The 26365-nt window shown below is 70.7% G+C and carries 19 protein-coding genes and 1 tRNA gene; 14 read left to right on the top strand and 6 right to left on the bottom strand.

Annotated elements, in window-relative coordinates; all coding sequences use genetic code 11:
- Nucleotides 1–510 precede the first annotated feature (510 nt).
- The gene (locus HW837_RS01735) at nucleotides 511–1659 is read right to left on the bottom strand and encodes an MraY family glycosyltransferase (RefSeq protein WP_193382411.1); all 1149 of its coding nucleotides are present in this window, start codon (nucleotides 1657–1659) and stop codon (nucleotides 511–513) included.
- A gap of 222 nt (nucleotides 1660–1881) precedes the next feature.
- On the opposite strand from HW837_RS01735, the gene HW837_RS01740 reads away from it, so the two are divergent.
- The gene (locus tag HW837_RS01740; protein ID WP_193382410.1) at nucleotides 1882–4176 is read left to right on the top strand and encodes a (Fe-S)-binding protein; all 2295 of its coding nucleotides are present in this window, start codon (nucleotides 1882–1884) and stop codon (nucleotides 4174–4176) included.
- A 114-nt stretch (nucleotides 4177–4290) separates the two neighbouring features.
- On the opposite strand, the gene HW837_RS01745 is transcribed toward HW837_RS01740, so the two are convergent.
- On the bottom strand, nucleotides 4291–5046 hold the full coding sequence (locus HW837_RS01745) for a DUF6281 family protein (RefSeq protein ID WP_045558231.1): 756 nt from the start codon (nucleotides 5044–5046) through the stop codon (nucleotides 4291–4293).
- Between the two features lie 241 nt (nucleotides 5047–5287).
- On the opposite strand from HW837_RS01745, the gene HW837_RS01750 reads away from it, so the two are divergent.
- The 8 genes from HW837_RS01750 to HW837_RS01785 all read left to right on the top strand — a co-directional run bounded on the left by HW837_RS01750 (nucleotide 5288) and on the right by HW837_RS01785 (nucleotide 16058).
- A complete protein-coding gene (locus HW837_RS01750) occupies nucleotides 5288–6805 on the top strand; it encodes an FG-GAP and VCBS repeat-containing protein (RefSeq protein WP_237269816.1) in 1518 nt (505 codons plus the stop codon).
- 209 nt (nucleotides 6806–7014) lie between these two features.
- Entirely contained in the window at nucleotides 7015–8496 is a 1482-nt protein-coding gene (locus HW837_RS01755) for an FG-GAP-like repeat-containing protein (RefSeq protein WP_193379475.1), read from the top strand.
- A 77-nt stretch (nucleotides 8497–8573) separates the two neighbouring features.
- Entirely contained in the window at nucleotides 8574–10001 is a 1428-nt protein-coding gene (locus HW837_RS01760; RefSeq protein ID WP_193379474.1) for an FG-GAP and VCBS repeat-containing protein, read from the top strand.
- 23 nt (nucleotides 10002–10024) lie between these two features.
- Entirely contained in the window at nucleotides 10025–11413 is a 1389-nt protein-coding gene (locus tag HW837_RS01765) for an FG-GAP and VCBS repeat-containing protein (RefSeq protein ID WP_193379473.1), read from the top strand.
- Between the two features lie 97 nt (nucleotides 11414–11510).
- A complete protein-coding gene (locus HW837_RS01770; RefSeq protein ID WP_045558236.1) occupies nucleotides 11511–11906 on the top strand; it encodes a nuclear transport factor 2 family protein in 396 nt (131 codons plus the stop codon).
- Between the two features lie 116 nt (nucleotides 11907–12022).
- Complete coding sequence (locus HW837_RS01775) at nucleotides 12023–13525, top strand: FG-GAP repeat protein (RefSeq protein ID WP_313895523.1); 1503 nt, start codon at nucleotides 12023–12025, stop codon at nucleotides 13523–13525.
- A gap of 102 nt (nucleotides 13526–13627) precedes the next feature.
- Nucleotides 13628–14686 (top strand): Yip1 family protein, encoded by a 1059-nt coding sequence (locus HW837_RS01780; protein ID WP_193379472.1) that lies wholly within the window; start codon nucleotides 13628–13630, stop codon nucleotides 14684–14686.
- 277 nt (nucleotides 14687–14963) lie between these two features.
- Nucleotides 14964–16058, top strand: coding sequence for a hypothetical protein (locus HW837_RS01785; RefSeq protein ID WP_193379471.1), 1095 nt, complete (start codon nucleotides 14964–14966; stop codon nucleotides 16056–16058).
- Between the two features lie 143 nt (nucleotides 16059–16201).
- On the opposite strand, the gene HW837_RS01790 is transcribed toward HW837_RS01785, so the two are convergent.
- Both HW837_RS01790 and dcd read right to left on the bottom strand, forming a co-directional pair.
- Nucleotides 16202–16720 (bottom strand): phosphoribosyltransferase, encoded by a 519-nt coding sequence (locus tag HW837_RS01790; protein WP_045558240.1) that lies wholly within the window; start codon nucleotides 16718–16720, stop codon nucleotides 16202–16204.
- Between the two features lie 2 nt (nucleotides 16721–16722).
- The gene (gene dcd, locus HW837_RS01795) at nucleotides 16723–17298 is read right to left on the bottom strand and encodes a dCTP deaminase (RefSeq protein ID WP_033530332.1); all 576 of its coding nucleotides are present in this window, start codon (nucleotides 17296–17298) and stop codon (nucleotides 16723–16725) included.
- Nucleotides 17299–17940: 642 nt separating this feature from the next.
- On the opposite strand from dcd, the gene HW837_RS01800 reads away from it, so the two are divergent.
- Both HW837_RS01800 and HW837_RS01805 read left to right on the top strand, forming a co-directional pair.
- Nucleotides 17941–18014, top strand: a tRNA-Gly gene (locus tag HW837_RS01800).
- A 670-nt stretch (nucleotides 18015–18684) separates the two neighbouring features.
- Nucleotides 18685–19953, top strand: coding sequence for an ATP-binding protein (locus tag HW837_RS01805; RefSeq protein ID WP_193379467.1), 1269 nt, complete (start codon nucleotides 18685–18687; stop codon nucleotides 19951–19953).
- A 680-nt stretch (nucleotides 19954–20633) separates the two neighbouring features.
- Here the strand turns inward: HW837_RS01805 and HW837_RS01810 are convergent.
- Nucleotides 20634–21353: an SDR family NAD(P)-dependent oxidoreductase gene (locus HW837_RS01810; protein ID WP_193379466.1), complete on the bottom strand. Its 720-nt coding sequence runs from the start codon at nucleotides 21351–21353 to the stop codon at nucleotides 20634–20636.
- Between the two features lie 89 nt (nucleotides 21354–21442).
- On the opposite strand from HW837_RS01810, the gene HW837_RS01815 reads away from it, so the two are divergent.
- A complete protein-coding gene (locus HW837_RS01815) occupies nucleotides 21443–22051 on the top strand; it encodes a TetR/AcrR family transcriptional regulator (protein ID WP_093791350.1) in 609 nt (202 codons plus the stop codon).
- A gap of 168 nt (nucleotides 22052–22219) precedes the next feature.
- Here the strand turns inward: HW837_RS01815 and HW837_RS01820 are convergent, their stop codons facing one another.
- Nucleotides 22220–23143 carry a helix-turn-helix transcriptional regulator gene (locus HW837_RS01820; RefSeq protein ID WP_193379465.1) on the bottom strand — a complete coding sequence of 308 codons (924 nt, stop codon included), beginning with the start codon at nucleotides 23141–23143 and terminating at the stop codon, nucleotides 22220–22222.
- Between the two features lie 173 nt (nucleotides 23144–23316).
- On the opposite strand from HW837_RS01820, the gene HW837_RS01825 reads away from it, so the two are divergent.
- Complete coding sequence (locus tag HW837_RS01825; protein ID WP_193379464.1) at nucleotides 23317–24663, top strand: aldehyde dehydrogenase family protein; 1347 nt, start codon at nucleotides 23317–23319, stop codon at nucleotides 24661–24663.
- Between the two features lie 287 nt (nucleotides 24664–24950).
- The gene (locus tag HW837_RS01830) at nucleotides 24951–26063 is read left to right on the top strand and encodes an alkene reductase (protein ID WP_193379463.1); all 1113 of its coding nucleotides are present in this window, start codon (nucleotides 24951–24953) and stop codon (nucleotides 26061–26063) included.
- Nucleotides 26064–26365: the final 302 nt, after the last annotated feature.

Consider the following 26365-nt stretch of genomic DNA (forward strand, 5'->3'; position numbering starts at 1 on the left):
AGGAGCCGCACCCCGCGCTCGCAGGCCCGCCAAGGACTGGCGCGCCCTTCAGGGGCGCGGGGAACTGCGCGAGAAGCCCCACCGGCCCGGCAGCAGAACCGCGGCCGGCTGGGAGGGCAGCCGCCCCTGCTGACCGCACGCATACGTCCACGATGCAGGCACGCATCCGGTACGAGAGTGACGTGCGGGGTGGGGCGGCGGATTGCCGAGCGGCGGGCGACGGGAGTGCGGTGGAACCCCAGGAGCCGCACCCCGCGCTCGCAGGCCCGCCAAGGACTGGCGCGCCCTTCAGGGGCGCGGGGAACTGCGCGAGAAGCCCCACCGGCCCGGCAGCAGAACCACACCCCGTCCGTCGAGTCGATGCGCAGGCGCAGGCGCAGCCCGTGACGCCCATCGGCGCGCGGACGCACCCGCCCCCTTCGCCCGTAGCAACCGCCCCCTCGCCCGCCAGCCGCCCGGGGCCCACCCACAGCCAGCCCAACCGGCATCCCACCCCACCCGGCCCCAGCGCTACCCCGCCCACCCCCTCCTCCCCAGCTCCGCCGCCTCCTGTTCCCTGAAGCGGTCGGAGCGGGGCGGCGGGCCGGGGGCGCGGCCCCCGGGGATGGGGCGGCGGCGGGTGAGCGGGGCGGGCGCGCGGTGGGCACCCGTGGGGACAGGGCGGGGGACGCGCACGGAGGTCGTGGGGCCCGGCCTCGTCTCAGGCGGCGGGACGAAGAGCATGCCGAGGACGACCAGGGCCGTCACCCCCGCCACCCACCACGCGGTGCGCGGCTGCGTCCACAGCATGTGGATGGCGAGCCCCACACCCGTGGACCCCGCGGCCGCGACCCCCATCATCACCACCACCCCCGGCGGCGTGAGCCCGATCCGCCGCAGCCGGTGGGCGAGATGGTCGGGCCCGCCCCGCCACAGCTCCCGCCCCGCCCGCTTCCGCGAGACCAGGACGAGCACCACGTCGGCGGTGGCCACGGCCGTGAGAGCGAAGGGCGCCCCCACCCCGGCCCCGTACCCGACGGCGTACACATGCAGCACACCCCCCGCGAGCAGGAAGCCCACGAACAGCGCCCCGCACGTGCCGAGCACGACGCGCGCGGGCGGCCAGTTGTGCATCAGGAACCCGGTGAGCGCCGCGGCGAGCACACTGAACAGCGTGGCCAGCCCGTCCATGACCTCGGCCGCCGCGCACCCGCTCAACGCGAACGCGGTGATCGCCCCGACCACCCCGAGCACCCCGTCGGACCGCCCCATCCCCTTGAACCCGTGCACCACGAGGACGATCCAGACGACCCCCGCCGCCCCGCCCAGCACGCCGAGTTCGCGGTACGGCACGACCAGCGCCGCGCCGACGAGCACGGCAGCCGCCCGCACCACGGCCGGCAGCCGCCACACGTCACCGACCAGCCCGAACACCCCGAGCCCGGCCCCGACGACGATCAGCCATCCGGCCTCGCGCCCGAGCGGAGCGACCCCGCTCCACTCCCCCACCCACGCCACGGCCCCCACCCCGCCCATCACCGCGAGGCCGCCGAGCAACGGCACCCGCCGCCCGCGCCGGCGCTCCGCGATCCCCAGCCGCAGCGCGGGCGCGCGGACGGCCGCCGAGAGCACGGCGGTCAGCAACAGGGCGGAGGCGGCGGCGAGGATTCCGTACAGCACGGATCCACGTTAGGGGGGAGTGTCACAATTTCTTACGAATAACACGATCGTTTTGAAACAGCACGATCACCCCGGAACGCGACAGGCCGGTACTCAGGCAACCCTCAGCGACGCAGATCACCGCCCCCCTGGCTACAGTGCGGCAGAAGAACTGGGTAGTCTCAGACGGACTGCATAAGTTACTGCTTAGTAATCACCCTCGCAGGCCCGAGGAGCCCCGAAATGCAACTCGCCGCGATCATCGTGTCGCTGGTCCTGACCGTGGTCGGCGTTGCGCTCATCGCCCGAGCCGTGGCGCAGATCTACCGGTTCGTGAAGCTCGGTCAGCCGGTCCCGGCGGGCAGCCGTACGGACGACCCGAAGGCGCGCACGATCACCCTGGTCAAGGAGTTCCTCGGCCACACCCGGATGAACCGGTGGGGGATCGTCGGCTTCGCCCACTGGTTCGTCGCGATCGGCTTCCTGACGCTGCCGCCCACCCTCGCCCAGGCGTACGGCCAGCTGTTCCAGGCCGACTGGACGCTGCCGGTCGTCGGCGGCTTCCTGCCGTTCGAGATGTACATCGAGTTCATCGGTGTGATGACGATCCTCGGCATCCTCGTGCTGATGGCCATCCGGCTGCTCAGCCTGCCCTCCCGGGCCGGCCGCAAGTCGCGCTTCGCGGGCTCCAAGGCCTGGCAGGCGTACTTCGTCGAGTACGTCATCCTCACCATCGGCCTCGCGATCTACACCCTGCGTGGCCTCGAGGGCGCCATCCACCACGTGGACCACTACGAGGCCGCCTACTTCGCCTCGTACCCGCTCGTCCTGGCCTTCAAGGGCCTGGGCGTCGCCACGCTCCAGAACCTGGTCTACTTCGTCGCCATGATCAAGATCGGCACCTCGCTGATCTGGATGATCGTCGTCTCGCTGAACACCAACATGGGTGTCGCCTGGCACCGCTTCCTGGGCTTCCCGAACATCTGGTTCAAGCGCAACGCCGATGGTGCGACGGCGCTGGGCGGCCTTCAGCCGATGACCTCCGGCGGCAAGCCGATCGACTTCACCGACCCCGGTGACGACGACGTCTTCGGTGTCTCCCAGGTGGAGCAGTTCTCCTGGAAGGGCATCCTCGACTTCTCGACCTGTACCGAGTGCGGTCGCTGCCAGTCGCAGTGCCCGGCCTGGAACACCGGCAAGCCGCTCTCCCCGAAGCTGCTGATCATGTCGCTGCGCGACCACGCGCACGCCAAGGCCCCCTACCTCCTCGCCGGTGGCGGCAAGACCATGGAGGGCGAGGAGAAGGCGTCCGAGGAGCAGCTCAAGGACGTGCCCGCCGCGGCTCTCGCCGAGGCCGAGCGCCCGCTGGTCGGGACCGTCGAGGAGAACGGCGTCATCGACCCGGACGTCCTGTGGTCCTGCACCACCTGCGGCGCCTGCGTCGAGCAGTGCCCGGTCGACATCGAGCACGTCGACCACATCGTCGACATGCGCCGCTACCAGGTGATGATCGAGTCCGCGTTCCCGTCCGAGGCGGGCACGATGCTCAAGAACCTGGAGAAGAAGGGCAACCCCTGGGGCCTGGCGAAGAAGCAGCGCCTGGAGTGGCTCAAGGAGGTCGAGTTCGAGGTCCCGGTCGTCGGCAAGGACATCGAGGACCTCTCCGAGGTCGAGTACCTGTACTGGGTCGGCTGCGCCGGCGCCCTGGAGGACCGCGCGAAGAAGACCACCAAAGCCTTCGCGGAGCTGCTGCACATGGCGGGCGTCAAGTTCGCCATCATGGGCGGCGACGAGAAGTGCACCGGTGACTCCGCCCGCCGCCTCGGCAACGAGCCCCTCTTCCAGGAGCTCGGCATGGAGAACGTCATGGCGCTGAACATGGCGTTCGGCGAGGAGATGGACGACGACGGCAAGGTCGTCCCGGAGTCGGCCAAGCCGAAGTCGGCGAAGAAGATCGTCGCCACCTGCCCGCACTGCCTCAACACCCTCGGCAACGAGTACCCGCAGCTCGGCGGCGACTACGAGGTCATCCACCACACCCAGCTGCTCCAGCACCTGATCGACGAGGGCAAGCTGATCCCGGTGACCCCGGTCGAGGGCCTGATCACCTACCACGACCCCTGCTACCTGGGCCGTCACAACAAGATCTACACGCCCCCGCGCGAGATCATGTCCGCCGTCCCGGGCCTGCGCCAGCAGGAGATGCACCGCCACAAGGAGCGCGGCTTCTGCTGCGGCGCCGGCGGCGCGCGGATGTGGATGGAGGAGCGGATCGGCAAGCGCATCAACAACGAGCGCGTCGACGAGGCCCTCTCGCTCAACCCGGACATCGTCTCCACCGCCTGCCCGTTCTGCCTCGTCATGCTGACCGACTCGGTCAACGGCAAGAAGAACGACGGCAAGGCCAAGGAGTCCATCACGGTCGTCGACGTCGCCCAGCTGCTGCTGGAGTCCGTCAAGACCCCGGTCCCGGACGACGAGCCCCCGGCGGGCGCGGCGGAGACGGAGAGCGAGCCGGAGCCACAGCCGGTGAAGTAACCGGTCAAGTAGCCCCCGCCGAAAGCCAGTTGTACGTCGACGCCCCCGGTCCCGCTCGGACCGGGGGCGTCGTCGTGTCCCAGCCGTCACAGCGCGTGCGGCCCAGAACTCGGCTCAGAACTCTTCGGCCGGGAGCAGCTTCTCGATCTCCGGCGGCAGGTCGTCGGTCACCCGCACCACGAGGAGCGGCTCCTCGTCCGGCGAGAGGCGGACGGCCACGGCGTCGGCCGGGTCCAGCCCCTTGACCTCGTACGCCTCGTACTCCGCCGGCTCGGCCGTGGTGTCGACCTCGCCGGGTGTGTCACCGCAGGGCACCGCCCGGGCCTCCCCCGCCCCGGCGCCCACCTCGAACTCCACGTCGCCGCGGTAGCTGTACTCGCCCTCCCCGTACTCCACGACGAGCGCGCACTTCGCCGCGCCGCTGTCACCACTGTCACCACTGTCACCGCCGTCACCGCTACTGCCGGTCTCGCCGAACACCCGCTCGACCGCCGCCTTCAGCCCCTCGTCCTCGGCCGCGTGGACCAGGACGCGCACCTCGCCCCCCGGCGACTCACGGACCGCGATCGCGTCCTCGGTGTCGACGCCCTCGACGGCGTACGCCGTGTAGACGGCCAGCTCATCGACCGGCACCTGGTCCTCCTCACCGCCGCCCTGGTCCTCGCATACGGAGTCCCGCGCGGTACCCACCTTCGCGCCGAGGACGGTGTCGACCTCGCCCGCCTCGACGTACTGCCGGTCGCCGTAGTCCACGGCGAACACGCACGAGGCGGAACTCGTGCCCCCGGTGTCCAGTGCCGCGCACCCGACGGCCAGGGGGACCGTCGCCAGGGCGGCCAGGGCGATTCGTACACGGGTACCACTCAGCATCTCGTCTCCTACCGGTCCGACGGCCTGTCTGCCGTTGCCTCGTACTGCCGTTGCCTCGCACTGCCGTTGCCTCGCACCGCAGACGCACGAGCGCGGCGGAACGTTCGGACCACACGCCCCGCCCAACACCACGGAATCGGAACGGAGTTCACGTACAACCCACCCACCCCTCCAGCGGTCTCCTCTTCACCGACGCCCTCCCCGAGCGCCCGGCGCCCCGCCCACCGCAGGAGATCCCCGCATGCACATGGACCAGCACACGGACAGGCGCGAGCCCCCGCGCCGGCACCTGCGACTCGCCCTCGCCACGGCCTCCGCGGCGGCGCTGACCGGCGGTCTGCTCACCTGCTCGGCCGCGCCGGCGACGGCCGCCGACCCGGTCCACCACCCCGTGGCCGACTTCGACGGCGACGGGTACGGCGACGTCGCGTACTCGGCCCCCGTCTCCACGGTGGACGGCAAGCCGTACGCCGGCCAGATGGTCGCCCTGTACGGCTCGGCGAACGGCCTGACCTCCACGCACCGCACCACCCTCAGCCAGAACACGCCGGGCGTCCCCGGCAGCGCCGAGCAGGGCGACAGCTTCGGCCACGTCAGCGCGTACGGCGACTTCGACGGCGACGGCTACGACGACCTCGCCGTCTCCGCCGATCTGGAGGACAGCGGCGGCCACCGGGACACGGGCACGGTCGTGATCGTGTGGGGCTCGGCGAAGGGCCTGTCCGGCGCCACGACCCTGGACGACCCCACGCCCTCCCGCCACCACGCCTGGGGCAAGTCGCTGGCCGCGGGCGACTTCGACGGCGACGGCACGGAGGACCTCGCGGTCGGCGCCGCGTCGAGCACGGTCCACGTCTTCGGGAACGGCATCGCCAGATCGGGCAAGCCCTACGACCACTACACGGTCAAGGCGGCCATCAGATCGGAGGAGTTCACGGGCGCGCTCAACCTCACCGCGGGGGACGTCGACGGCGACGAACGGACCGACCTGATCGTCAACGGCATCGAGCCCGGCGGCACAGGGCGGCGGAACGTCAACCACTACCTGCCCGGCACGCCCTCCGGTCTGTCCGTGGCCGCCGCCCGGAAGCTGAGGCCCGGCGTCGTCAGCGCCGTGGGCGACATCAACGGCGACGGCTACGGCGACATCGTCACCGGCCAGGCGTTCGACCCGACCGACGCCCCCGACGTCCTGTCCGCGCCCGGGTCCGTCACCGGCGGCAAGGTCAACATCACCTACGGCTCGGCGGACGGCCCGGACACGGCCACCGCGTACTCGGTGACCCAGGACACCGGCCGGGTCCCCGGCGCCTCCGAGCGCGGCGACAGCTTCGGCTTCGAGGTGTCGCTCGGCGACATCGACGGCGACGGCTTCCAGGACCTGGTGGTCGGCGTGTCCGACGAGGACCTGAAGGGGGCCGTCGACGCGGGTGCGGTGACGGTCCTGCGCGGCTCGGCGAACGGCCCGGACACCGAGGCCGGCTTCCGCTTCCTCGCCCAGTCCACGGCCGGTGTCCCCGGCGCGGACGAGATCCGCGACCACTTCGGCTGCGAGGTGAAGCTCAGCGACGTCACCGGGGACGGCAGGGCGGACCTGACGGTCGGCAGGGCCGGCGAGAACGGCGGCAACGGCTCGGTGGTCCTCCTGCCCTCCGACGGCACGAAGATCACGACGACCGGCGCGCGCTCCCTCTCCCCGTCCGCCGTGGGCGTGTCGACCCACGCCTCGCCGAACCTCGGCGGCGACGCGGCGAACTGATCCACTGCCCCTGCGCCCCTACGCCCTTGGTGTCCCACAGATCACAGAAATTCCTCGAACTCCCGTACAACCCTCCCGGCACTCCACCGGTCTCCTGTTCGCCACTTTCCCGTGAACCCCTGGAGAACTCAGGGGAAACGCGAACAGAAAGGGCACCCCATTGACTGCGGACGTCTGCCAGGCGTCCGCATGCAGCAGGAGATTCCCGCATGCACAAGCATCTGCGACTCGCCCTCGCGACGGCCTCCGCGGCCGCGCTGACGGGCGGTCTGCTCACCTTCTCGGCCGCGACGGCGACGGCGGCCGACTCCGCCACGGTCCCGCAGGCCGACTTCAACAACGACGGCTACGGCGATGTGGCCTTCTCGGCCGACGGCGCCTACGTGAACGGCAAGAAGGCCGCCGGCCAGATCGTCGTCCTCTACGGCACCGCCACCGGCGTCTCCTCCGCCAAGCGCACCGTCCTCAGCCAGGACAGCTCGGGCGTTCCCGGGACCGCCGAGGCCGGCGACGCCTTCGGCGCGGTCAGCGCGTACGGCGACTTCAACGGCGACGGCTACGACGACCTCGCGACCACGGCCTACAAGGAGGACGTGAGCGGTGACACCGACGGCGGCACGGTCGTCGTCCTGTGGGGCTCGGCGAAGGGCGTGACCGGCACCGGCAGCGTCACCATCGCCGACCCGGCCGCCTCCTCCCACGACCGCTGGGGCAAGAACCTGGCCGCGGGCGACTTCGACGGTGACGGCAAGGACGACCTGGTCGTCGGCAACACGTCCAGCACCCTCTACGTCCTCAAGGGCGGCATCAGCTCCACGGGCTCGGCGGTGGGCGGCCGGTACAAGGTCACGCCCCCGATCCAGTCCGGCTCCTCCTCGATGGGCCCGCTCAACATCCACGCGGGCGACGTCAACGGCGACAAGAAGACCGACCTCGTGGTCGACGGCTTCGAGACCGAGACCGACTCCGGCTGGAACACGAACTACTTCGTGCCCGGCACCGCGAGCGGCCTGAGCGCCGCGTCCGCCACCACCCTGAAGCCGGGCGTGATCACCGCGATCGGTGACGTCAACGGCGACACCTACGGCGACATCGTCACGGGCTCCCACTGGAACAACAAGACGCCCGACGGCACGACCATCCCGGACGCCGCGCTGGGCGGCAAGGTGAACGTCACCTACGGCACCAGCGCCGGTCCCGGTACCTCGACGGGCTTCACCCAGGAGTCCGGCAACGTCCCCGGCGAGTCCGAGACGGACGACTACTTCGGTTACGAGCTGGACCTCGGCGACGTCAACGGCGACGGCTACCAGGACCTGGTCGTCGGCGCCCCGGGCGAGGACGTCGGCTCCATCGACGACGCCGGCTCGCTCACCGTCCTGTACGGCTCGGCGAGCGGCATCAACCTCTCCTCCGGCGCCCAGTACTTCACCCAGGACACGGCCAACGTCCCCGACAGCGCCGAGGCGTACGACGCGTTCGGCGCCGAGGTCAAGCTCGACGACGTCAACGGCGACGGCAAGGCCGACCTGCTGGCGGGCTCGTACGAGAACAGCGGCAACGGCTCGGTGCTCTACCTGCCGTCCAGCGGCACGAAGATCACCACGTCGGGCGGTCGCACCGTCAGCCCGAGCACCTCGGGCGTCTCCACGACGGGCGCCCCCGCCTTCGGCGTGAACTTCGCGAACTGACCCCTGCCACGCCTTTCCCGGGCCCGCGTCCTCACCGGACGCGGGCCCTCCCCACCCCCTCCCCCGGAGCCCTCACCTTGCGCAAGCGCACGCTCCCCCTGACCGCCGTCTTAACGTCCGCGCTCCTGACAGCCCTCCCGGCCCTCCCGGCGCCCCCGGCCGCCGCCGCCCCCGCCAGGCACGCCGACGACTTCAACGGCGACGGCTACCGCGACCTGGCCATGGGTGACCGAGGCGCCACGATCGGCGGCAAGAAGCGGGCGGGCGCCGTCATCGTCGTCTGGGGCACGGCCGAGGGACTCGACCCGGCCCGGCGTACGGTCGTCTCGCAGAACAGCGCGGGCGTTCCGGGCGCCGCGGAGGCGTCGGACCACTTCGGCTCCACCGTCACCACGGCGGATCTGAACGCGGACGGTTACGCGGACGTCCTGGCCACGGCGCCGGGCGAGAACGACGGCCGGTACAACGGCACGTTCACCGTCCTGTGGGGCTCGAAGTCCGGTCTCACCAAGGGGAGTTCGTACCGCAACCCGCAGTACCGCGACCGCGGCTTCGCGAACGACGTCGCCGTCGGCGACTTCGACAAGGACGGCAAGCAGGACGTCGTCGCGGTCGACGGCCGGAACATCTGGTACCTGCGGGGCCCGTTCACCGAGTCCGGCAAGCGCGGCAAGGCGACCAACCTCGACCCGACCGACGGCGAGCACATCGAGTCGTACGTCGTGGTGTCCGGGAGGGTCACCAAGGACGGTACGGCGGACTTCGCCGTGCTCGGCTGGGACTGGGACGCCCACGGCTCCGGCAAGGAGGGCAACGGCGTCTGGTTCTACAAGGGCGCTTCCGGCGCCCCGAAGCGAACCAAGAAGATGCCGCTGCCCGGCGGTGTCAACCTGCTGACGCAGGCGAGCGCCACCATCGCCGACTTCGACCGGAACGGCTACGGCGACCTCACGCTCGGCAGCCGCCGCTCGGGCAAGGGCGGCACCGTGTATGTCTTCCCCGGCACCTCCACCGGCCCCGGCCGCTCGCCCCGGCGGATCACCCAGGCGACGCCCGGGGTGCCCGGTTCTCCGGAATCCTCCGACACCTTCGGCAGCGACGTGTCGGCCGCCGACACCGACGGTGACGGCTACCCCGATCTCGCGGTCGGCGCCCCGGGCGAGGCCATCGGCGACAGCCTCTTCCGCATGGGCGGTGTCACGCTCCTGCGCGGCGGCAGGTCGGGCCTCACCGGCAGATACGCCCGCGTGTACGACTACGCCACAGCCGGTGTCGAGGGCGAGCCGGACGAGCGGAACGACGCCGGGCTCGGCGGCTCGCTCCTCCTGCGGGACCTCACCCGGGACGGCCGCGCCGAACTCGTCGCCGCCGCCCCCGGAGCGGGCCGTCTGCACATCCTCCCCGGCACCTCCTCGGGCCCCACGGGCAAAGGATCGCTCCTCCTCGACGCCGAGAACCTGAACCTCACCTCCCTCGCCCGCTTCTGGGCCGAACTGCCGGACTGACCACCCACCACCGGAGCACACCCATGCGCAAGCGCACCGCGGCCACCCTGACCGCCGCCCTGCTGACAGCGGGCCTCACCCCGCTGACCCTGGCCGCCCCGGCCACCGCCGCCCCCGCCAAGTACGCCGACGACTTCAACGGCGACGGCCACCGCGACTACGCGGCCTTCTCGTACGGCACCGAGACCCGCTACAGCGACGGCGGCGGCGTGCTGGTCACCTTCGGTACGGCGGCCGGCGGCCCCGGTACGAAGACCCAGTTCATCGACCAGGCGAGCGCCGGCGTCCCCGGTGCCGACGAGTCGGACGACTTCTTCGGCGAGTTCCGTGCCGCCGCCGACTTCAACCGGGACGGCTACGGCGACCTCGCGGTCTCCGCCAACGGCGAGGACGTCGGCAGCGCCAAGGACAACGGCACGGTGACGATCCTCTGGGGCAGCGCGAAGGGCCTCTCCGGCGGCACCACCGTCCCGTTCAAGGGCCCGAAGGGCGCCTCCGGCGAGGCCGTCGACCTCGCCACCGGCGACTTCGACGGCAACGGCCACCCGGACCTGGCCCTCGTCCGCGCCGGCAAGGCGTACGTCTACCGGGGCGCGATCACCAAGTCCGGTGTGAAGGGCACAGTGACGGTCCTGGACAAGAGCGACTCGCCCTTCTACGCCACCGCCCTGATCGCGGGGAAGGTGAACACGGACGGCAAGAGCGACCTCGTCGTCATCGGCGACGTCGTCACCGACACCACCCTCGCCTCCGACGCCTGGTTCGTCTCCGGCGGCAAGACCAAGCTGTACCCCGGCAAGACCCTGCGCATCGAGTCCGTCAAGGCCAACGGCGGGCAGGCCGAGCGCGGCGGCGACGGCGTCATCGCCGACTTCGACAAGGACGGCGACGGCGACATCGCCATCGGAACCCCGGTCTACGACCGCACCAAGGGCCGCGTGACGCTCTGGTACGGCACCTCCACCGGCCCGTCGAAGTCCGCCCGCTTCACCCAGGCCACGTCCGGCATCACGGGCACCCCGGAGTCGTACGACGCCTTCGGCGACGCGATCACCGCCGGTGACGTGAACGGCGACGGCTACCGCGACCTGGCGATCGCCGCCCCGGGCGAGACCATCGGCAGCCGCGAGCAGGCGGGCGGCGTCCACGTCCTCTACGGCGGTGCGTCGGGCCTGACCACCAAGAACTCCCAGTGGTTCGCCCGCGACACGGCGGGCGTGCCCGGCGAGCTGTCCGCCGGCGAGTACTTCGGCCACACGATCCGCCTCCGCGACACGAACCGGGACGGCAAGGCCGACCTGCACGTGATCGGGGAGAACGGCTCGCTCGTCCTGCGCGGCTCCGCGAGGGGCGTGACGACGGCCGGGGCGACGGCGGTGGAGGGCGACACGATCCGCGGCATGCTCCAGTGACACCGTGACCGCCCCGGGTGATGCGAGAGCCCAGACTTGCGAAGATAATTCCCTTATAGGGACAAACTCCACGAGCAGCGGAAAGCCGGCGATCCCCATGGCCGAACACCCGAACGCAGCGCTCGTCCGCAAGGGCTACGACGCCTTCACCCGGGGCGACATGGACACCCTCCGCGGCCTGATGGCCTCGGACTGTACGCACCACGTCCCCGGCAGCCACCTGCTGTCGGGCGACCACAAGGGGCAGGACTCGATCCTCGCCATGTACCAGCGTCTCTTCGAGGAGACCGGCGGGACGTTCGACGTCACCCTCAGCCACGTCTGCGTGGACGGCCGAGGCCACGCCGTCTCCGTGCACCGGTACACCGCCGAGCGCGGCGGCAAGCGCATCGAACAGAACGGCTGCCTGGTCTTCCGGATCGTCGGGGACAAGTTCACGGACATCGACGAATGCCAGGAGGACATGGACAAGGAAGCGGAGTTCTGGTCCTAGCCCCGACCCTGTCGCCCCGCACTACAACCCCGCACGGCCTCCAGGTGTCACACAGGTGAACGAGCCAGTGAACCAGCCACACCCTCGACATCCGGCCACCCCACCTGGAGCCCCCCGTGCACAGACGGACGTACGCCCTGGCCGCCGCCACCGTGGCGACCGCCACCGCCACCACGGCGGCCCTCGCCCTCACCCTCGCGCCGGCCGCGACCGCCGCCCCGCGCACCGCGCCCGGCGGCCCCTCCGCCGCCGTGACCAGCGACTTCAACGCCGACGGCTACGCGGACCTCGCCGTCGGCGTGCCCGACGGCACCGTGAACGGCAAGGCCAAGGCCGGCTACGTCCACCTCCTCTGGGGCGGCGCGAAGGGCCTCGGCAGGCACGGCGGCATCCGGGTCAGCCAGTCCACCGCCGAGGTCCCCGGCACCCCGGAGGCGGGCGACCGCTTCGGCGCCTCCGTGCTGCTGGCCGACCTGAGCGGCGACGGCCTCGCCGAGCTGATCGTCGGCGCCCCCGGCGAGGACGTCACCGGCCGGGGCGCGGACGCGGGCACGGTCACCGTCGTCGGCGGCGCGCGGACCGGCACGGGCCCGGCCTCCACCGCCCTCACCGGCCCGTCGGGGAACGCGGCGTACGGCTGGTCGGTCGCGGCGGCGGACCTGACCGGCGACGGCGGCCGGGACATCGTGGTCGGCGGCCGGGACAAGGTCGTCATGCGGGCCGCCGTCGACAACGGCGAGGACCTGGTCATCACCACCGTCCTCGCCACCCCGATGGGCGGCCGCGCCCCGCTCCTGGCCACCGGCGACTTCACCGCCGACGGCACGGACGACCTCGCCCTCGCGTACCACACGATCGACGCCCCCTTCACCCAGTCCCATGTGCGGCTGTGGTCATGGGACGAGGCCGAGCGCGGTATGGCCAACATCTGGAACTCCGACAACGGCGCCGCCTCCGCGCTCGCCGTCGGCGACTTCGACGGCGACGGACTGGACGACCTGGCCCTCGGCGAGTGCCGTGAGATCGCCGACGAGAACATCGACGACCCGTGCGGCCCGGAGTCGTACGCCAAGGGCGGCGGCATCCACCTCCTCTACGGCGACGAGAAGTCCTTCGGCCTGCGCACCCAGACCCTCAACCAGGACACCGTCGGCGTGTACGGCGTCGCCGAGGACGGCGACCACTTCGGCGCCTCCCTCGCCGTACTGGACTGGAACCGCGACGGCCGCGACGACCTGGTCGCGGGCGCCCCCGGCGAGGCCATCGGCACCCGCGCGGCGGCCGGCGCGGCCACCCTGCTGCTGAGTCACGCGGGCGGCATCGTCGACCAGTTCGGCGAGGCGACCTCCGTGCCGTACCACCAGGACCGCCCCGGTGTCCCCGGCGTGGCGGAGACGAACGACGCCTTCGGCGCGGCCGTCGCCACCGGCGACTACGACAAGGACGGCACCCCGGACACGGCCGTCGGCGCCCCGGGCGAGAACGCGAAGTCCGGCGGCGTCTGGGTCTTCCCGAAGACCTCGGTCACCGGTTCCTACGCCCTCACCCCGAAGAACCTCGGCCTGCCGTCCGCGTCATCGGCCCTGTCGTACGGCAGGTACCTGAGCAGCAGCCGTTAACACGCGCGGGCGGGCGCTGATGCAGCCGCTGGTACGGCCGCCGACCTGCGCGGCGGCCGTGACCGACCGACCCCTCACCCATCCCTGACGATCCCTTAGGGGATGTCACAGCTCGGCCGCAAAGCCGGGCCGGTCGGCCCCGGCCCCGCACACGGCCGTCCGGGAACAGGTACGTTCGATGACGTGGCTGGATTCAGGATCGGACGCGGCCGGGACAACGGCGCTCCTCAAGCGCGACCGCACAACCCTCCGTACGGACAGCAGGCCCCGCAGGCCGGCGGCCCGTCGTACGGCTACCCCCAGACGCCCCCGGGACCGCCGTACGGCGGCGGGCGCGGCGGTCAGGGCGGGTGGCCCCAGACGCACGGCGGTGCCCCCGGCGGTTACGGGACCCACGGAGGCCCTGGGGGTCGCGGGGGCCATGGGGGTCACGGGGGCCATGGGGGTCACGGCAACCACGGTGAGCCGGAGTACTTCGGCGACGACGGCGGGCACCCCCAGGGAGTGGACCCGTACGCGGCCAACAACCCGGGGCACACCCAGATGTTCGCCGTCGGCGAGGACCCGTACCAGCAGGGCGACACCTACCGCGCGGGCAACGCCCCGGCGGCGCCGCTCGGCCCGCGGCTGCCCTGGAAGGAACTCCTCAAGGGCATCGTCACCAGCCCGAACCAGACGTTCCTGGTGATGCGCGACTACGCGGTGTGGGGCCCCGCCCTCGTCGTGACGTTCCTCTACGGCCTGCTGGCCGTCTTCGGCTTCGACAGCGCCCGCGAAGAAGCGATCAAGGCGACGCTCTCGGCCGCCGTGCCGATCGTGCTCGTCACCGGCGTGACGATGGTGGTGAGCATCTTCGTCCTGGGCGTGGTCACCCACACCCTGGCCCGCCAGCTCGGCGGCGACGGAGCCTGGCAGCCCACGGTCGGCCTCTCCATGCTGATCATGGCCCTCACGGACGCGCCCCGTCTGGTCGTGGCGATGTTCGCGGGCGGTGACGCCTCCTTCGTCCAGATCCTCGGCTGGATCACCTGGGTCGCCGCGGGCGCCCTGCTGACCATGATGGTCGCCAGGTCCCACGACCTCCCGTGGCCGAAGGCGCTGGGCGCCTCCGCGATCCAACTGGTGGCGATCCTGTCGCTGATCAAGCTGGGCACGTTCTAGGCACGGCGGCCGCGGCGAGTACGCGGCGGGTATGTGTATGAGGTGAGGGGCTCCCGGCGACAGACCGGGAGCCCCTTCCTGCTGCCCGGCGGGAAGCCGCGACGGCCGGGCAATTGCCTTCGTCCGGGCCGTTCTCCGCCCGGGCCGCCCTCCGCCCGGCCTCCCTCCGGCCTGCCTCCGTCCGGCCTTCGCTCGGGCCGTAATTCGGCTGTGTGATGATGCTCGAAAATGACCGGCTCCGGGGTGGGGCGGGTACGCGAGAAGGGCGGGGGCCGGCGTGGGCAAGGGCGGGGAGTCCATATCGGACGAGGAGTGGGAGCGGTTCCTCCGCGAAGCGGAAGCGGGGAGCAAGGACGCGCCCGAGGAGCCGTCGGCGCGGGCCCGCATGGTGGCGGGACGGCTGCGGGACGCCCCCGCCGAGCCGGAGCCGTGGCGGAGTCACGAACCGCCCCGGCGCCGAAGAGGCAAGGGCTGGTACGTGGTCGGCCTGCTCGTCGCGGTCGCCCTGCTGGTCGTGGCGGTGGCGCCGGGGCGGGTGGTCGGATGGTTCGCGGGTGAGGGCGGCGAGAGCACGCCGCTGGCCGTGGAGTCGGAGCGCCCGGACCAGCCGCCGCCGACGGAGGCGGCAGCCCCGCGACCGACCCTGAAGCAGCCGTTCCGGGGGTCGCCCGCGGCACGGTGGGGAGACGGGACGGCCGGGCTCGGACTGCCCGAGGCACGGGCGACCGGCTGGATGAGCAAGAAACAGGTCGAGCAGGCGCTCGAGGACAGCCGGGACTTCCTCGCCGCGTCGAGCCTGGATCCCGGTGTGCTGCGCGGGGAACGCCCGAAGAAGGCGATCGCGCTGCTCAACCCTCATCAGCAGGACGTCCAGGACTACCTGGCGACCGCGTTCCGCTCGCCCAGCCGCGAGGACGATCCCCTGTTGCTGTTCAGCAGGTTCGAGAAGAAGGTCCGGCTGGTGGGGGACGTGGTCAAGACACGGGGCCGGATCACCTACCGCGAGGGCAAGCGCGGCGCGGTCGAGGTGACCACCGACGTCACGTACGTCTACCCGGTCGTCCGCGCCGAGGCGGGCAGCGACGAGGTGGCTCGCACCATCGTGCGCCGCGAGGTCGTGATGAGCTGGGACGACCCGGCGAAGATCATCACCGAGCCGGGCACGTTCTCCCTGGTCTCGTACAAGGTGGACACCACCAACGGCGGCTGCGACAACTTCACCGGCTACTTCACCCCCGAGTTCGACTCGGACCGAGAGACCTCCTCCTCGGGCGACGGCCCGGCACTCGACCCGTACGACCGCAGCACGTCGATGGACGAACGCCTGCGCCAGTCGGACGAGAAAAACTGCGGCACGGCTTCACGGTCCTGACCCCCTCGCGCCGACATCACCGGTCACGGTCCTGACCCCCTCGACGTCCGTCTGAGCCCCGCGCCGTCCGTACGACGTCCCTCCGCCGTCTGAGCCCCTCGACGCCCGGTCGAGGGGCCCGGGCCGGCCTGCCGCCTACGCCCTCAGAGCGCTTCCTTCGACGGCGTGACCGGCTCACCCGACTTACGTACCACAGGCAGAACACTCCACGGGAAGTTGATCCACTCGTCGGTCCGCCTCCACACGTACTCGCACTTCACGAGGGAGTGGGACTTCTCATAGATCACGGCCGACCGGACCTCGGCGACGGCGTCGAGGCAGAAGTCGTGGACGAGCTTGAGCGTCTTGCCCGTGTCGGCGACGTCGTCCGTGATCAGGACCTTCTTGTCGGAGAAGTCGATCGCGTTCGGGACGGGGGCGAGCATGACGGGCATGTCGAGGGTCGTGTTGACGCCGGTGTAGAACTCGACGTTCACGAGGTGGATGTTCTTGCAGTCGAGCGCGTACGCGAGGCCGCCGGCGACGAAGACCCCGCCGCGGGCGATGCTGAGCACGATGTCGGGCTCGTACCCGTCGTCGGCGATGGTCTGCGCGAGTTCGCGTACGGCGGTGCCGAACGCCTCGTAGGTGAGGTTCTCCCGGACCGGCGGCGTGCTCGGCATGCTCACACCTGCGTCCGGTGGAAGTTGAGGAAGGAGCGGGAGGCGGTCGGGCCTCGCTGCCCCTGGTAGCGGGAGCCGTAGCGCTCGCTGCCGTACGGGAACTCGGCCGGCGAGCTGAGCCGGAACATGCACAGCTGCCCGATCTTCATGCCCGGCCAGAGCTTGATGGGGAGCGTGGCGAGGTTGGACAGTTCGAGGGTGACGTGCCCGGAGAAGCCGGGGTCGATGAACCCGGCGGTGGAGTGGGTGACGAGCCCGAGCCGGCCGAGGGAGCTCTTCCCCTCCAGCCGGGAGGCCAGATCGTCGGGGAGCGAGATGACCTCGTAGGTGCTGGCGAGCACGAACTCGCCGGGGTGGAGGATGAAGGGCTCGTCCCCCTCGGGTTCGACGAGCCGCGTGAGGTCCGACTGCTCGACGGAGGGGTCGATGTGCGGGTACCGGTGGTTCTCGAACACCCGGAAGAAGCGGTCGAGACGCACGTCGATGCTCGACGGCTGCACCATGGTTTCGTCGTACGGATCGATCCGCACCCGACCGGCGTCGATCTCGGCCCGGATGTCCTTGTCTGAGAGAAGCACGCCCCGAGGATACGCAAGACGCGCGGACCGCCCACAACCAGGACGGACCCGCGCGCCGAAGAGATGCCGGTTGTCGCTGACCTTCACACCCGCGTGTCAGCCGCTTGTGTACCTATCTGCCGCCGAGCTACTACCTGCCCAACTGCTTACTTGCTGCCCTGCTTTACCTGCCCGCCTACCGACGGACCGGCTACCGCTTCTCCAACGCCACCGGCACGACACTGCGCAGGCGCGCGCAGCGTGGGCAGCGCATGAGCCGACCGGGGCCGAGGCGCTCGGCCTGCTGCATCGGGAACGAAGCGGTGCTGAACACGTGCCCATCGGCACAACGGACGACGGTGCGCTCCATCAAGTCCAAGAGTCCCTTCCCCAAGAGCCGCGTCTGGCTGTCGACCTACGTCGACCTGACGACGAAGCGCCACATTACGGGATGAACGGGACGCCCCTCCAGGCGGCACTCCGATCCCTCGGGAGCCCCACGCAGACCCTCTTCAGCGCCTCCACCGTACGCCCCAACTCCCGCGCCCCGCAGCCCCGTCCCGACCCCGGGAACACAACCGGGCCCCACGGCTTCAGCGCGCGGGGCCCGGCATGAGGTAAAGTAACGATGCGTTCCGACACCGGCACCAACCGGCGTCTTACGCGGGTGTAGTTTAATGGTAGAACATCAGCTTCCCAAGCTGAGAGCGCGAGTTCGATTCTCGTCACCCGCTCCATGATGAAACCCCAGGTCAGCGGCCTGGGGTTTATTAATTGTCTAGTCCAATTTGGGGACTCTGTGCCCTCCGCGTGCCCCAAGTCGCACCAATGCGCCACCAGGAGGGACGCCGGAGGGCGATTTCTTCCGGACACCATGAGCAGACCGGACCGGCCAGTGTGGAGTGTGCCGACAGCCCAGGGACGTCCGGCGGCAAGGCATCCGTGAACCGTGAGACTCAACAGCCGGCCCGCCGAGCCCCGCGGATGCGGGTGCCTCGCCAGACACTTCCCAAACACAGGACGCCGTCGCCAGAATCGGTTCCCTCGTGGGGCTGTCGAACTGTTCGACACCCGGCGATGATCTTGTAGATCCTCGGGCCTCCCCAGCCTCGGTCAACAGTGGTGCGATCCCCCCTCGCGACCACCCAACCCGGTCGGCCGTGCGGAGTTCGGCGAGGAACAGCTCATCAGCTGGGCGGACCGAGTCGAAGGTACGGCGCAGAACCTCCCGGCCGTGGCCCGGGCCCTCTCCCACGCGCTCAAAACCGGCGCGGGGCGGCGTCCCAAGGACGCCCCCCTCCTGTTGATCGAGTGGCGCGGTCCCGCTCGACCGAGCCGGGGCTTGGCGCGCGTGTACCCCACGCCACGGCCGATGATGGGAACACGGCCGAACACACGGAGCTGGTCATGACGGGTTGGCGGGTCCGGGACTACTCCCCGGACGATCTCGAGGGAGTCCTCCGTGTCGACGTGGAGAGCGGCACGACCGAAGAACCGGCCCTCTTCCCGCTCTCGGACGCCGTGACGGCCCTCCAGGCCCTCCACCCCGCTGTGGTGGCCACGGCGAACGACGTGGTCGTCGGCGCCGCGGTGAGCAGGGTGGAGGGTGACCGGGCGTGGATCCTGCGCATCTGCATGACACCTGCCTGGCGGCACCAGGGGCTGGGCAGCTCCCTGATCACGGCCCTTGAGCGACGGCTTTTCACCGACGGTGTCCGCGCGGTACACGCCGCCCTGCCCGAGGGGGAGACCGGTGCCACCGCGCTGCGCAACTGCGACTTCGGCGCCCGATCGGGCCTGGTCCTCTTCGAGAAGCGCAGACCGGCGCCCCGGCCGGCGGCCGACATGCTCTCCTCGCTCGGAGCGGAGCTGCCGCCCGGCGGACTGTGGCAGAAGGTCGCGGGCATGCAGAAGGAGAAGCAGCTCATCGAGCGCCGTCTGGTCCTGCCACTGGCCCATCCCGGACTGGCCGCGGAGCACGGTGTGGAGCTGCCGCGCGCGGTGATGCTGTTCGGTCCGCCCGGGACCGGCAAGAGCACCTTCGCGCAGGCGATCGCCAGCCGCCTCGGATGGCCCTTCCTCGAGCTGTTCCCCGCACGTCTGGCCGCCGAGTACGGCCTGGCGAGCGGGCTGAGCAGGCGCTTCGACGAGATATCCCGGCTCGACCACGTCCTGGTGTTCATCGATGAGGTCGAGGAGGTCGCCGGCGCCCGTAGCGGCGCGGACGCGACCGCGGTCGGCGTCGTCAACGAGCTGCTCAAGGCGATCGTCCGGTTCCGCAGGCAGGACGGGCGGCTGCTCGTCTGCGCCACGAACAACGTGACCACGCTCGACTCCGCGTTCCTGCGGCACGGCCGTTTCGACTACGTACTGCCGCTCGGTCCTCCCGACCACCGCGCCAGGACCGCGCTGTGGGAGAGCTACCTGACACGAGCGGGCGCGAAGGCCGACAGGGAGGCGCTCGCGTCCGCCAGCGAAGGTTTCACACCGGCCGACATCGCCCACGTGGCACGAACCGTCTCCCAGGCCGGATTCGAGCGCACCTTCGACACCGGAACCCGCGTCCTCCCCTCCACGCACGACTACCTGGACACGATCCGCGACACACAGCCCACGGTCAGCGCCACCGCGGCTCAGGAGTTCGCCGAACAGACGGAGCAGTACGCCCGCCTCTGACGTCCGCGCCCGGGAAGCGCGGACTTCTCGGCGCCCCCGGACTCGGTCGCAGCCGACGTGACAGGGCCGGCGGATGGACCGCTGCCGGGCAGCGGTACCGATGAGTATCCGTCCGGCGTGCAGCGGAGGCAGCGGTCGGTCGACGGGCGTGGTCTGCGTCGGCGTCAGTAGGGCGCTGGGACCGGTCCGCGTGAGACAACGTCGCCCCGAGCGAGGAGTGATGGTTGGCGAGCCGGTGCTGCGAAGGTGGCAGGCGAGGCGGGCAACCCGGCCCGTCGCAACGGCCCACCACGCTCGCACACCAGCCAGGTCTCCCACGGCACTCCGCGCGCTGCCGCTGCGGCCTGACAGATCCCCCCACACAGACTTCGGGCTCCCCTGTACAGCCGCGACGGCTCCGCACAGTCGGCCTGTGCGCCGACGAGCCCCAAGCCGGCACCACATGCCCGAACCGCCATCGACAGCCTCGACGCCGCTTCGGGCCTCGCCCGCCCCGACTCGCGCTGAAGCGTCCCAGGATGAGCGGCCGCTCGGACAACGGGGCGGCGATCGCGGCGGCGGCCGACAGAGTCGCGGCATTGGCCCCAGGCCGAATCGGCTGCTTGCCTTCGGCTTCGCGGGAGACGGGAGCCCACTCGGTTCACTCGGTGAGGTGTTGCCTGGGAAGGATTTCTCTGGGGTCAGAGCCCGGCGACGACGCGACGTAGTGTGCCCGGCGCGATGCGCAGCATGGCGGGCATGACTTTCGTCTGACCGGGGAATGCCATGTTCCGCCGTCCCCGAAGAGCCTTCATCGTGACCGCCGCCACCTGTGCGGGAGTCAGCTTCTTCCCTGTGGCTTCGGCGTTCATGGGCGTGTCCGTGGACGGTGGGAGGACCTCGAGGACATGGGTGCCCTTCGGGGCGAGTTGACGGCGCAAGCCATCCGCAAAGCCGTGCAGGCCGGCCTTCACCGCGCCATGGGTAGGCGCGCGAGTGGGCGAGACGAGAGCGAACCCCGAGGTGATGAATACGATCGCGCCGGGCTCTGGCCATCGCTCGAGCGCTTCGCCCGTCAAGTGGATGGGGGCGGTGAGGTTCAGCGCCACCTCGTCATCGAGGGTCGCGTTGGGGTTTTTGCCGGCTGCATAGTCTCGCTCCTCGAACGTACCGGCGTTGTTGACCAGCACGTCCAGACGCCCGAAGCGATCAGCGATTGCCTGCAACAACGCTGCCCGGTCGGCTACGTCCGTCACATCGGCCCGCACGGCCAGCGCCTGCGGGTGGGCCTGCGCGAATCGGTCCAGCGCAGGCTGCGAACGCCCGCACACGACGACAGACGCCCCGAGCTCCACGAAGGATTGCGCGAGGCTCAAGCCGATGCCTGAGGTTCCGCCAGTGATGAGTACGGTCTGTGACACGACGACACCTCTCCGTATAGCGTACCGATTGGTACGAAAATACTCTAGCACATCCGTACCGATCGGTACCAAAGGAGTAGGATGAAGAAATGACCTCGACGACACCGGTCCCTCCCGGCAGGCCTCGCTCGTTCGACATCGACGAGGCACTCGACCGTGCGGTCCTGGTGTTCTGGTCAAAGGGGTTCGAGGGCGCCAGCCTCGACGACCTCACCGAGGCGATGGGCATCAGCCGCCCCGGCCTCTACAGGGCGTTCGGCAGCAAAGAAGACCTCTTCTACAAGGCGCTGGAGCGGTACACCGAGGGCTTGACCGCCTACTTCGGCCGGGCTCTGGCGGAGCCCACAAGCGGAGCAGTGGCTACTGCCGTGCTCCACGGGACGGTCGAGGCGGCAACCATGCCGGGACTCCCCGCAGGCTGTCTTGGCGTGCACGGTGCGTTGGCCACCGGGGATGACAGCCGCCCGGTCCGAGACGCACTCATCGCATGGCGTGAGGACGGGATAGCCCACTTGACGCGCCGGTTTCAACAGGCGGTGGACGCCGGTGACCTTCCGCCTTCCACAGATCCCCATCTCCTCGCGCTCTACCTGAGAACAGTCGCCAATGGGATCGCCGTCCAGGCCGCGAGTGGTAGTTCCCGCCCTGAGCTGCTGCGCGTCGCCGACCTCGCGCTGGGCAGCTGGCCAAAGCCGTAGTCAGCCAGTCAGACCGGGACCTGCGCACGTACTTCGGTTTTCCGTGGTTCGCGCGAGGCCGGTGTGACTGGCGCGACGGCGGGTGCCGGGGCCGGGGGCTCCGGGCGCGGCAAGGTCGACGGGACGCTGGGCGTGGCGCGCAGCCGACTGCCGATGATCAACTGTTCATCAAGCCGTGCGTGCCGGCGGTGCCCCGGCTCCCGCCCTTGTCGCGTCGGTGCCCCAGCTGGCCAGCAGTCGTAGTGCCTCCGCGGACGGGGAACCGGGTTCGGCGATGTACGTCGCCAGTGTCTGTTCGTGGTCGTCGGCCAGGTGGAACGACTCGAGGCGCAGATCGAGTTCGCCGACGAGCGGGTGGTGCAGGCGCTGGATGCCGTGACACTTGTCCTTGATGTCGTGGGCGGCCCACAGCCGCCTGAACTCCTCGCTCTTCACGGAGAGATCGCCCACCAGCGCGGACAGCCGGGGGTCGTTGGGGTGGGAGCCGGCGTCCATGCGCAGCTGAGAGACGACGTCGTTCGCCTTGCGTTCCCAGTCCACGAACAGGTCGCGGTACTCGGGCCGCAGGAACACCAGCCGCGCCCAGTTCCGCTCGTGCTCGGGCAGCTCGGCCCAGTCGCCGAAGACCGCCGCGGCCATCCGGTTCCAGGCGAGGATGTCCGAGCGCCGCCCCACGAGGATCGCCGGGCCGCCTTCCATGGTGTCCAGCAGCATCCGCAGGGGGCCCCGCACCTGCTGGGTGCGGCCGGCCGGCTTCTTCTTCCGCTGTTTCGGCTTCGCCAGGTGTGTGAGGTGGGCGTGCTCGGCGTCGCTCAGCCTGAGCGCGCGGGCGATGGCGTCGAGGACCTCCGCCGACACGTGCTGCCCGTTGCCCTGTTCCAGGCGCGTGTAGTACCCCACCGACACCCCGGCCAGCTGCGCAAGCTCCTCGCGGCGCAGCCCCGGCACCCGCCGGTACCGCCCGAAGTCCGGCAGTCCCACGTCCTCCGGCTTCAGCCGGGCCCTCCGGGTGCGCAAGAACTCACTGAGCTCGGCACGCGCGTCCAGAGCGCCGTCGACGGGCTCGTGCACCGGTTCGGGGTATTCGTCCATGCCTCCGAGTATCCCCGGCCGGACGCACATCAGCCTGCACCGGTCAGTGGTAGGCACAGCCGATGTACATACAGCCGTGACCTGGGTGAATACCGGATCGGCCAGCACGCTGGAGACCGTGCCCGGCTGGAAGGCAGCCGGGCGTGGCCTTGCATCGAGAACGGAGACATCCCATGACCACGACACAGGGGACCGAGTCGAGGACCCCCCAGACGGAAACGGCCGCGGAGGTGGTCGGCCGCCTTCGTGCGACCTTCGACACCGGCGTCACCCGCGGACTGGACTGGCGCGTCGACCAGCTGCGGCGGCTGCGGGCCCTGCTGGTCGAGAACGAGCAGGAGCTGATCGAAGCGCTCTGGGCGGACCTGAGGAAGAACGCCGCCGAGGCGAAGACGCAGGAGATCGACTTCACCGTCGCCGACATCGACGAGACGCTGGCGAATCTCGAGAGCTGGCTTCAGCCTCGCCCTGTGGAGGTTCCCGCCCACTTCGGTCCCACGACAACCGCTTACACCACGTACGACCCACTCGGGGTGGTCCTGGTGATCGCTCCGTGGAATTTCCCGCTGCACCTGCTCATCGACCCCATCATCGGCGCCCTGGCCGCCGGGAACACGGTGGTGGCCAAGCCGAGCGAGGTCTCGGTGCACACCTCGGCGGTCGCTTCACGCCTGCTGCGTGAGTACTTCGACCCCGACGTGCTCACCGTGGTCGAGGGAGGCGCCGAGGAGACCACGGCCCTCCTGGCACAGCGCTTCGACCACATCTTCTACACCGGCAATGGCACGGTCGGCCGGATTGTCATGGCCGCAGCCGCCAAGCACCTCACCCCCGTCACGCTCGAACTCGGGGGCAAGTCGCCGGTCTTCGTGGCACCCGACGCCGACGTGGACGAGACCGCGAAGCGGCTGGTCGGCGCCAAGTTCGGCAACGCGGGGCAGCAGTGCATAGCCCCCGACTACGTGCTGGCCGACCCTGCCACCGCCGCCGCGCTGGTTCCCGCCCTGCGTGCGGCTGTCGAAGCCCAGTTCGGCACCAGCCCGCAGGCCTCGGCCGGCTTCGGCCGGATCATCAACGAGCGGCACTTCGACCGGCTCACCGCTCTGCTGGACTCCGGCCGGGCGGCGGTGGGAGGCCGGCACGACCGTGACGACCTGTTCATCGCACCGACCGTGCTCACCGATGTCGACCCCGCATCGCCGGTCATGCAGGAGGAGATCTTCGGTCCCATCCTCGCCGTCGTCGAAGTCGCAGACCTCGATGCCGCCATCGCCTTCATCAACGAACGCGACAAGCCCCTCGCGCTCTACGCCTTCACCACGTCCGAGGCCACCAAGTCGCGCCTGTTGAACGAGACGTCCTCCGGCGGCATCGCCTGGGGCCAGCCGGTGATGCAACTGCTCATGACCGGCCTGCCGTTCGGCGGCGTCGGTGAAAGCGGCATGGGCCGGTACCACGGCCGGTACTCCCTCGAGACGTTCAGCCACCTCAAGGGTGTCGCGGACGTCCCGCTCAGCTAAGCCCGCGCCTTCGTCGGCCGCGGCGCGGCCTGCGGACACCGATCCGTACCGAATTCGGCGGGCAGTTGCGCTTGACCGGCGTCGACACCGACGCCGACGGCATTCGGCTCTCACCGTGTTCGCCGCCGACACCGCCCACGCCCCGATCGCGGTGCCGGAAGGCGTCACCGTCAGCGGGCCCGCGCCCGCCCGAGGGCCGCATCCGCGCCTCCGCCGGGGCAGCGTGGACCCCTTGCGGCGCAGACCTTCGTCCCGCTTCCCTCCGTATCGCAGAAAGAAAGAAACCCATGCCTGTCAACACTTCAGAAGTCTCGCCCGTCCCGTCACTTTTCTCCCCGGTCTCTCTGGGGAAGATCGAGCTCGCCAACCGCATCGTCATGGCACCGCTGACCCGGGTCCGGTCCGGTTCCGCCGGCATCCCAGGGGACCTGATGGTCGAGTACTACCGGCAGCGGGCGAGCGTCGGAATGATCATCACCGAGGGCACCTACCCCGACCACGCGTCGCAGGGGTATGTCGGTGAGCCGGGCATCGCCACCGACGAGCAGGCAGCCGGCTGGCAGCGGGTGTTCGAGGCGGTGCACGCCGAGGGCGGCCGCATCGTCCTGCAGATCATGCACGCCGGCCGCGGCACCCACCCCGACATCAACGGCGGCCGCCGCATCCTCGCCCCCAGCGCGATCGCCATCGACAACAAGACGTTCACCGAGAAGGGCGAGCAGCCCTACCCCGTACCGGAAGCGATGACCACCGCGGAGATCCGGGCAGCCGTGGAGGACTTCGCCGCCGCGGCCCGCCGGGCCATCGAAGCGGGAGCGGACGGTGTGGAGATCCACGGCGCCAACGGCTACCTGCTCCAGGAGTTCCTCTCCCCGGCGGCCAACCAGCGCACCGACGGATACGGCGGCTCGCCGCAGAACCGCGCCCGCTTCGTCGTCGAGGTCGTCACGGCGGTCGTCCAGGCCGTCGGTGCCGGGCGGGTCGGGCTGCGGATCTCGCCGGAGGTCGACCTCGGGGACGTCTTCGAGACCGACCGGGACGACGTCCTGGCCACCTACGGCACCCTGGTGGACCAGCTGCGCCCGCTGGGCCTGGCCTACCTCTCCGTCCTGCACGCCGAGCCGGGCGGCGACCTGGTGCAGGAGCTGCGGCGGCGCTTCGACGGCAAGCTGATCGTCAACAACGGCCCCTTCGGGGGGCAGACCACCCGCGAGCAGGCGCTCCAGCAGATCGAGGCCGGCCACGCCGACGCCGTGGCCGTGGGCCGGGCCCTCATCGCCAACCCCGACCTGGTCGAGCGCTGGCAGGGTGGCCACCCGGAGAACGAGCCGCGGCCGGAACTGTTCTACGGGCCGGACGCCGAGGGCTACACCGACTACCCCTTCCTCGAAGCGGCCTGAGGCCCACGGCCACGCCTGTCCGTGCGGCAGCCCCACTCACCATGTCCGGCCGCGACCGCTTTCGCCGCCCGCGCCAGGGCGTACGGCCGTCCCCGCGCCGCAGTCTTCACTCCGCCAGAGCGGGCCGGGCACGGTGTTGACCCCAGGGATTGTTCGCCCAGCCGCGACCATGGCCGCCCGGCGGCCCCCCGAGCAGCCTGCCTACCCCAGCCGACAGGGCAATGCAGACATCAAGCCACGTACCGCCCTCTGAGGAGACACTCCAACCAGCGATAACACCACAGCTGTTGCACTGGCTAGAG

Source organism: Streptomyces caniscabiei (assembly GCF_014930365.1).
In the GTDB taxonomy this organism is placed as follows: Bacteria; Actinomycetota; Actinomycetes; order Streptomycetales; family Streptomycetaceae; genus Streptomyces; species Streptomyces caniscabiei.

Coding starts and splice junctions, on each gene's coding strand:
- HW837_RS01825 (WP_193379464.1), top strand. CDS start 23,317: ATGACCACGACACAGGGGACCGAGTCGAGGACCCCCCAGACGGAAACG.
- HW837_RS01805 (WP_193379467.1), top strand. CDS start 18,685: ATGACGGGTTGGCGGGTCCGGGACTACTCCCCGGACGATCTCGAGGGA.
- HW837_RS01820 (WP_193379465.1), bottom strand. CDS start 23,143: ATGGACGAATACCCCGAACCGGTGCACGAGCCCGTCGACGGCGCTCTG.
- HW837_RS01745 (WP_045558231.1), bottom strand. CDS start 5,046: ATGCTGAGTGGTACCCGTGTACGAATCGCCCTGGCCGCCCTGGCGACG.
- HW837_RS01755 (WP_193379475.1), top strand. CDS start 7,015: ATGCACAAGCATCTGCGACTCGCCCTCGCGACGGCCTCCGCGGCCGCG.
- HW837_RS01765 (WP_193379473.1), top strand. CDS start 10,025: ATGCGCAAGCGCACCGCGGCCACCCTGACCGCCGCCCTGCTGACAGCG.
- HW837_RS01770 (WP_045558236.1), top strand. CDS start 11,511: ATGGCCGAACACCCGAACGCAGCGCTCGTCCGCAAGGGCTACGACGCC.
- HW837_RS01780 (WP_193379472.1), top strand. CDS start 13,628: ATGTCACAGCTCGGCCGCAAAGCCGGGCCGGTCGGCCCCGGCCCCGCA.
- HW837_RS01815 (WP_093791350.1), top strand. CDS start 21,443: ATGACCTCGACGACACCGGTCCCTCCCGGCAGGCCTCGCTCGTTCGAC.
- HW837_RS01790 (WP_045558240.1), bottom strand. CDS start 16,720: ATGCCGAGCACGCCGCCGGTCCGGGAGAACCTCACCTACGAGGCGTTC.
- HW837_RS01740 (WP_193382410.1), top strand. CDS start 1,882: ATGCAACTCGCCGCGATCATCGTGTCGCTGGTCCTGACCGTGGTCGGC.
- HW837_RS01750 (WP_237269816.1), top strand. CDS start 5,288: ATGCACATGGACCAGCACACGGACAGGCGCGAGCCCCCGCGCCGGCAC.
- HW837_RS01830 (WP_193379463.1), top strand. CDS start 24,951: ATGCCTGTCAACACTTCAGAAGTCTCGCCCGTCCCGTCACTTTTCTCC.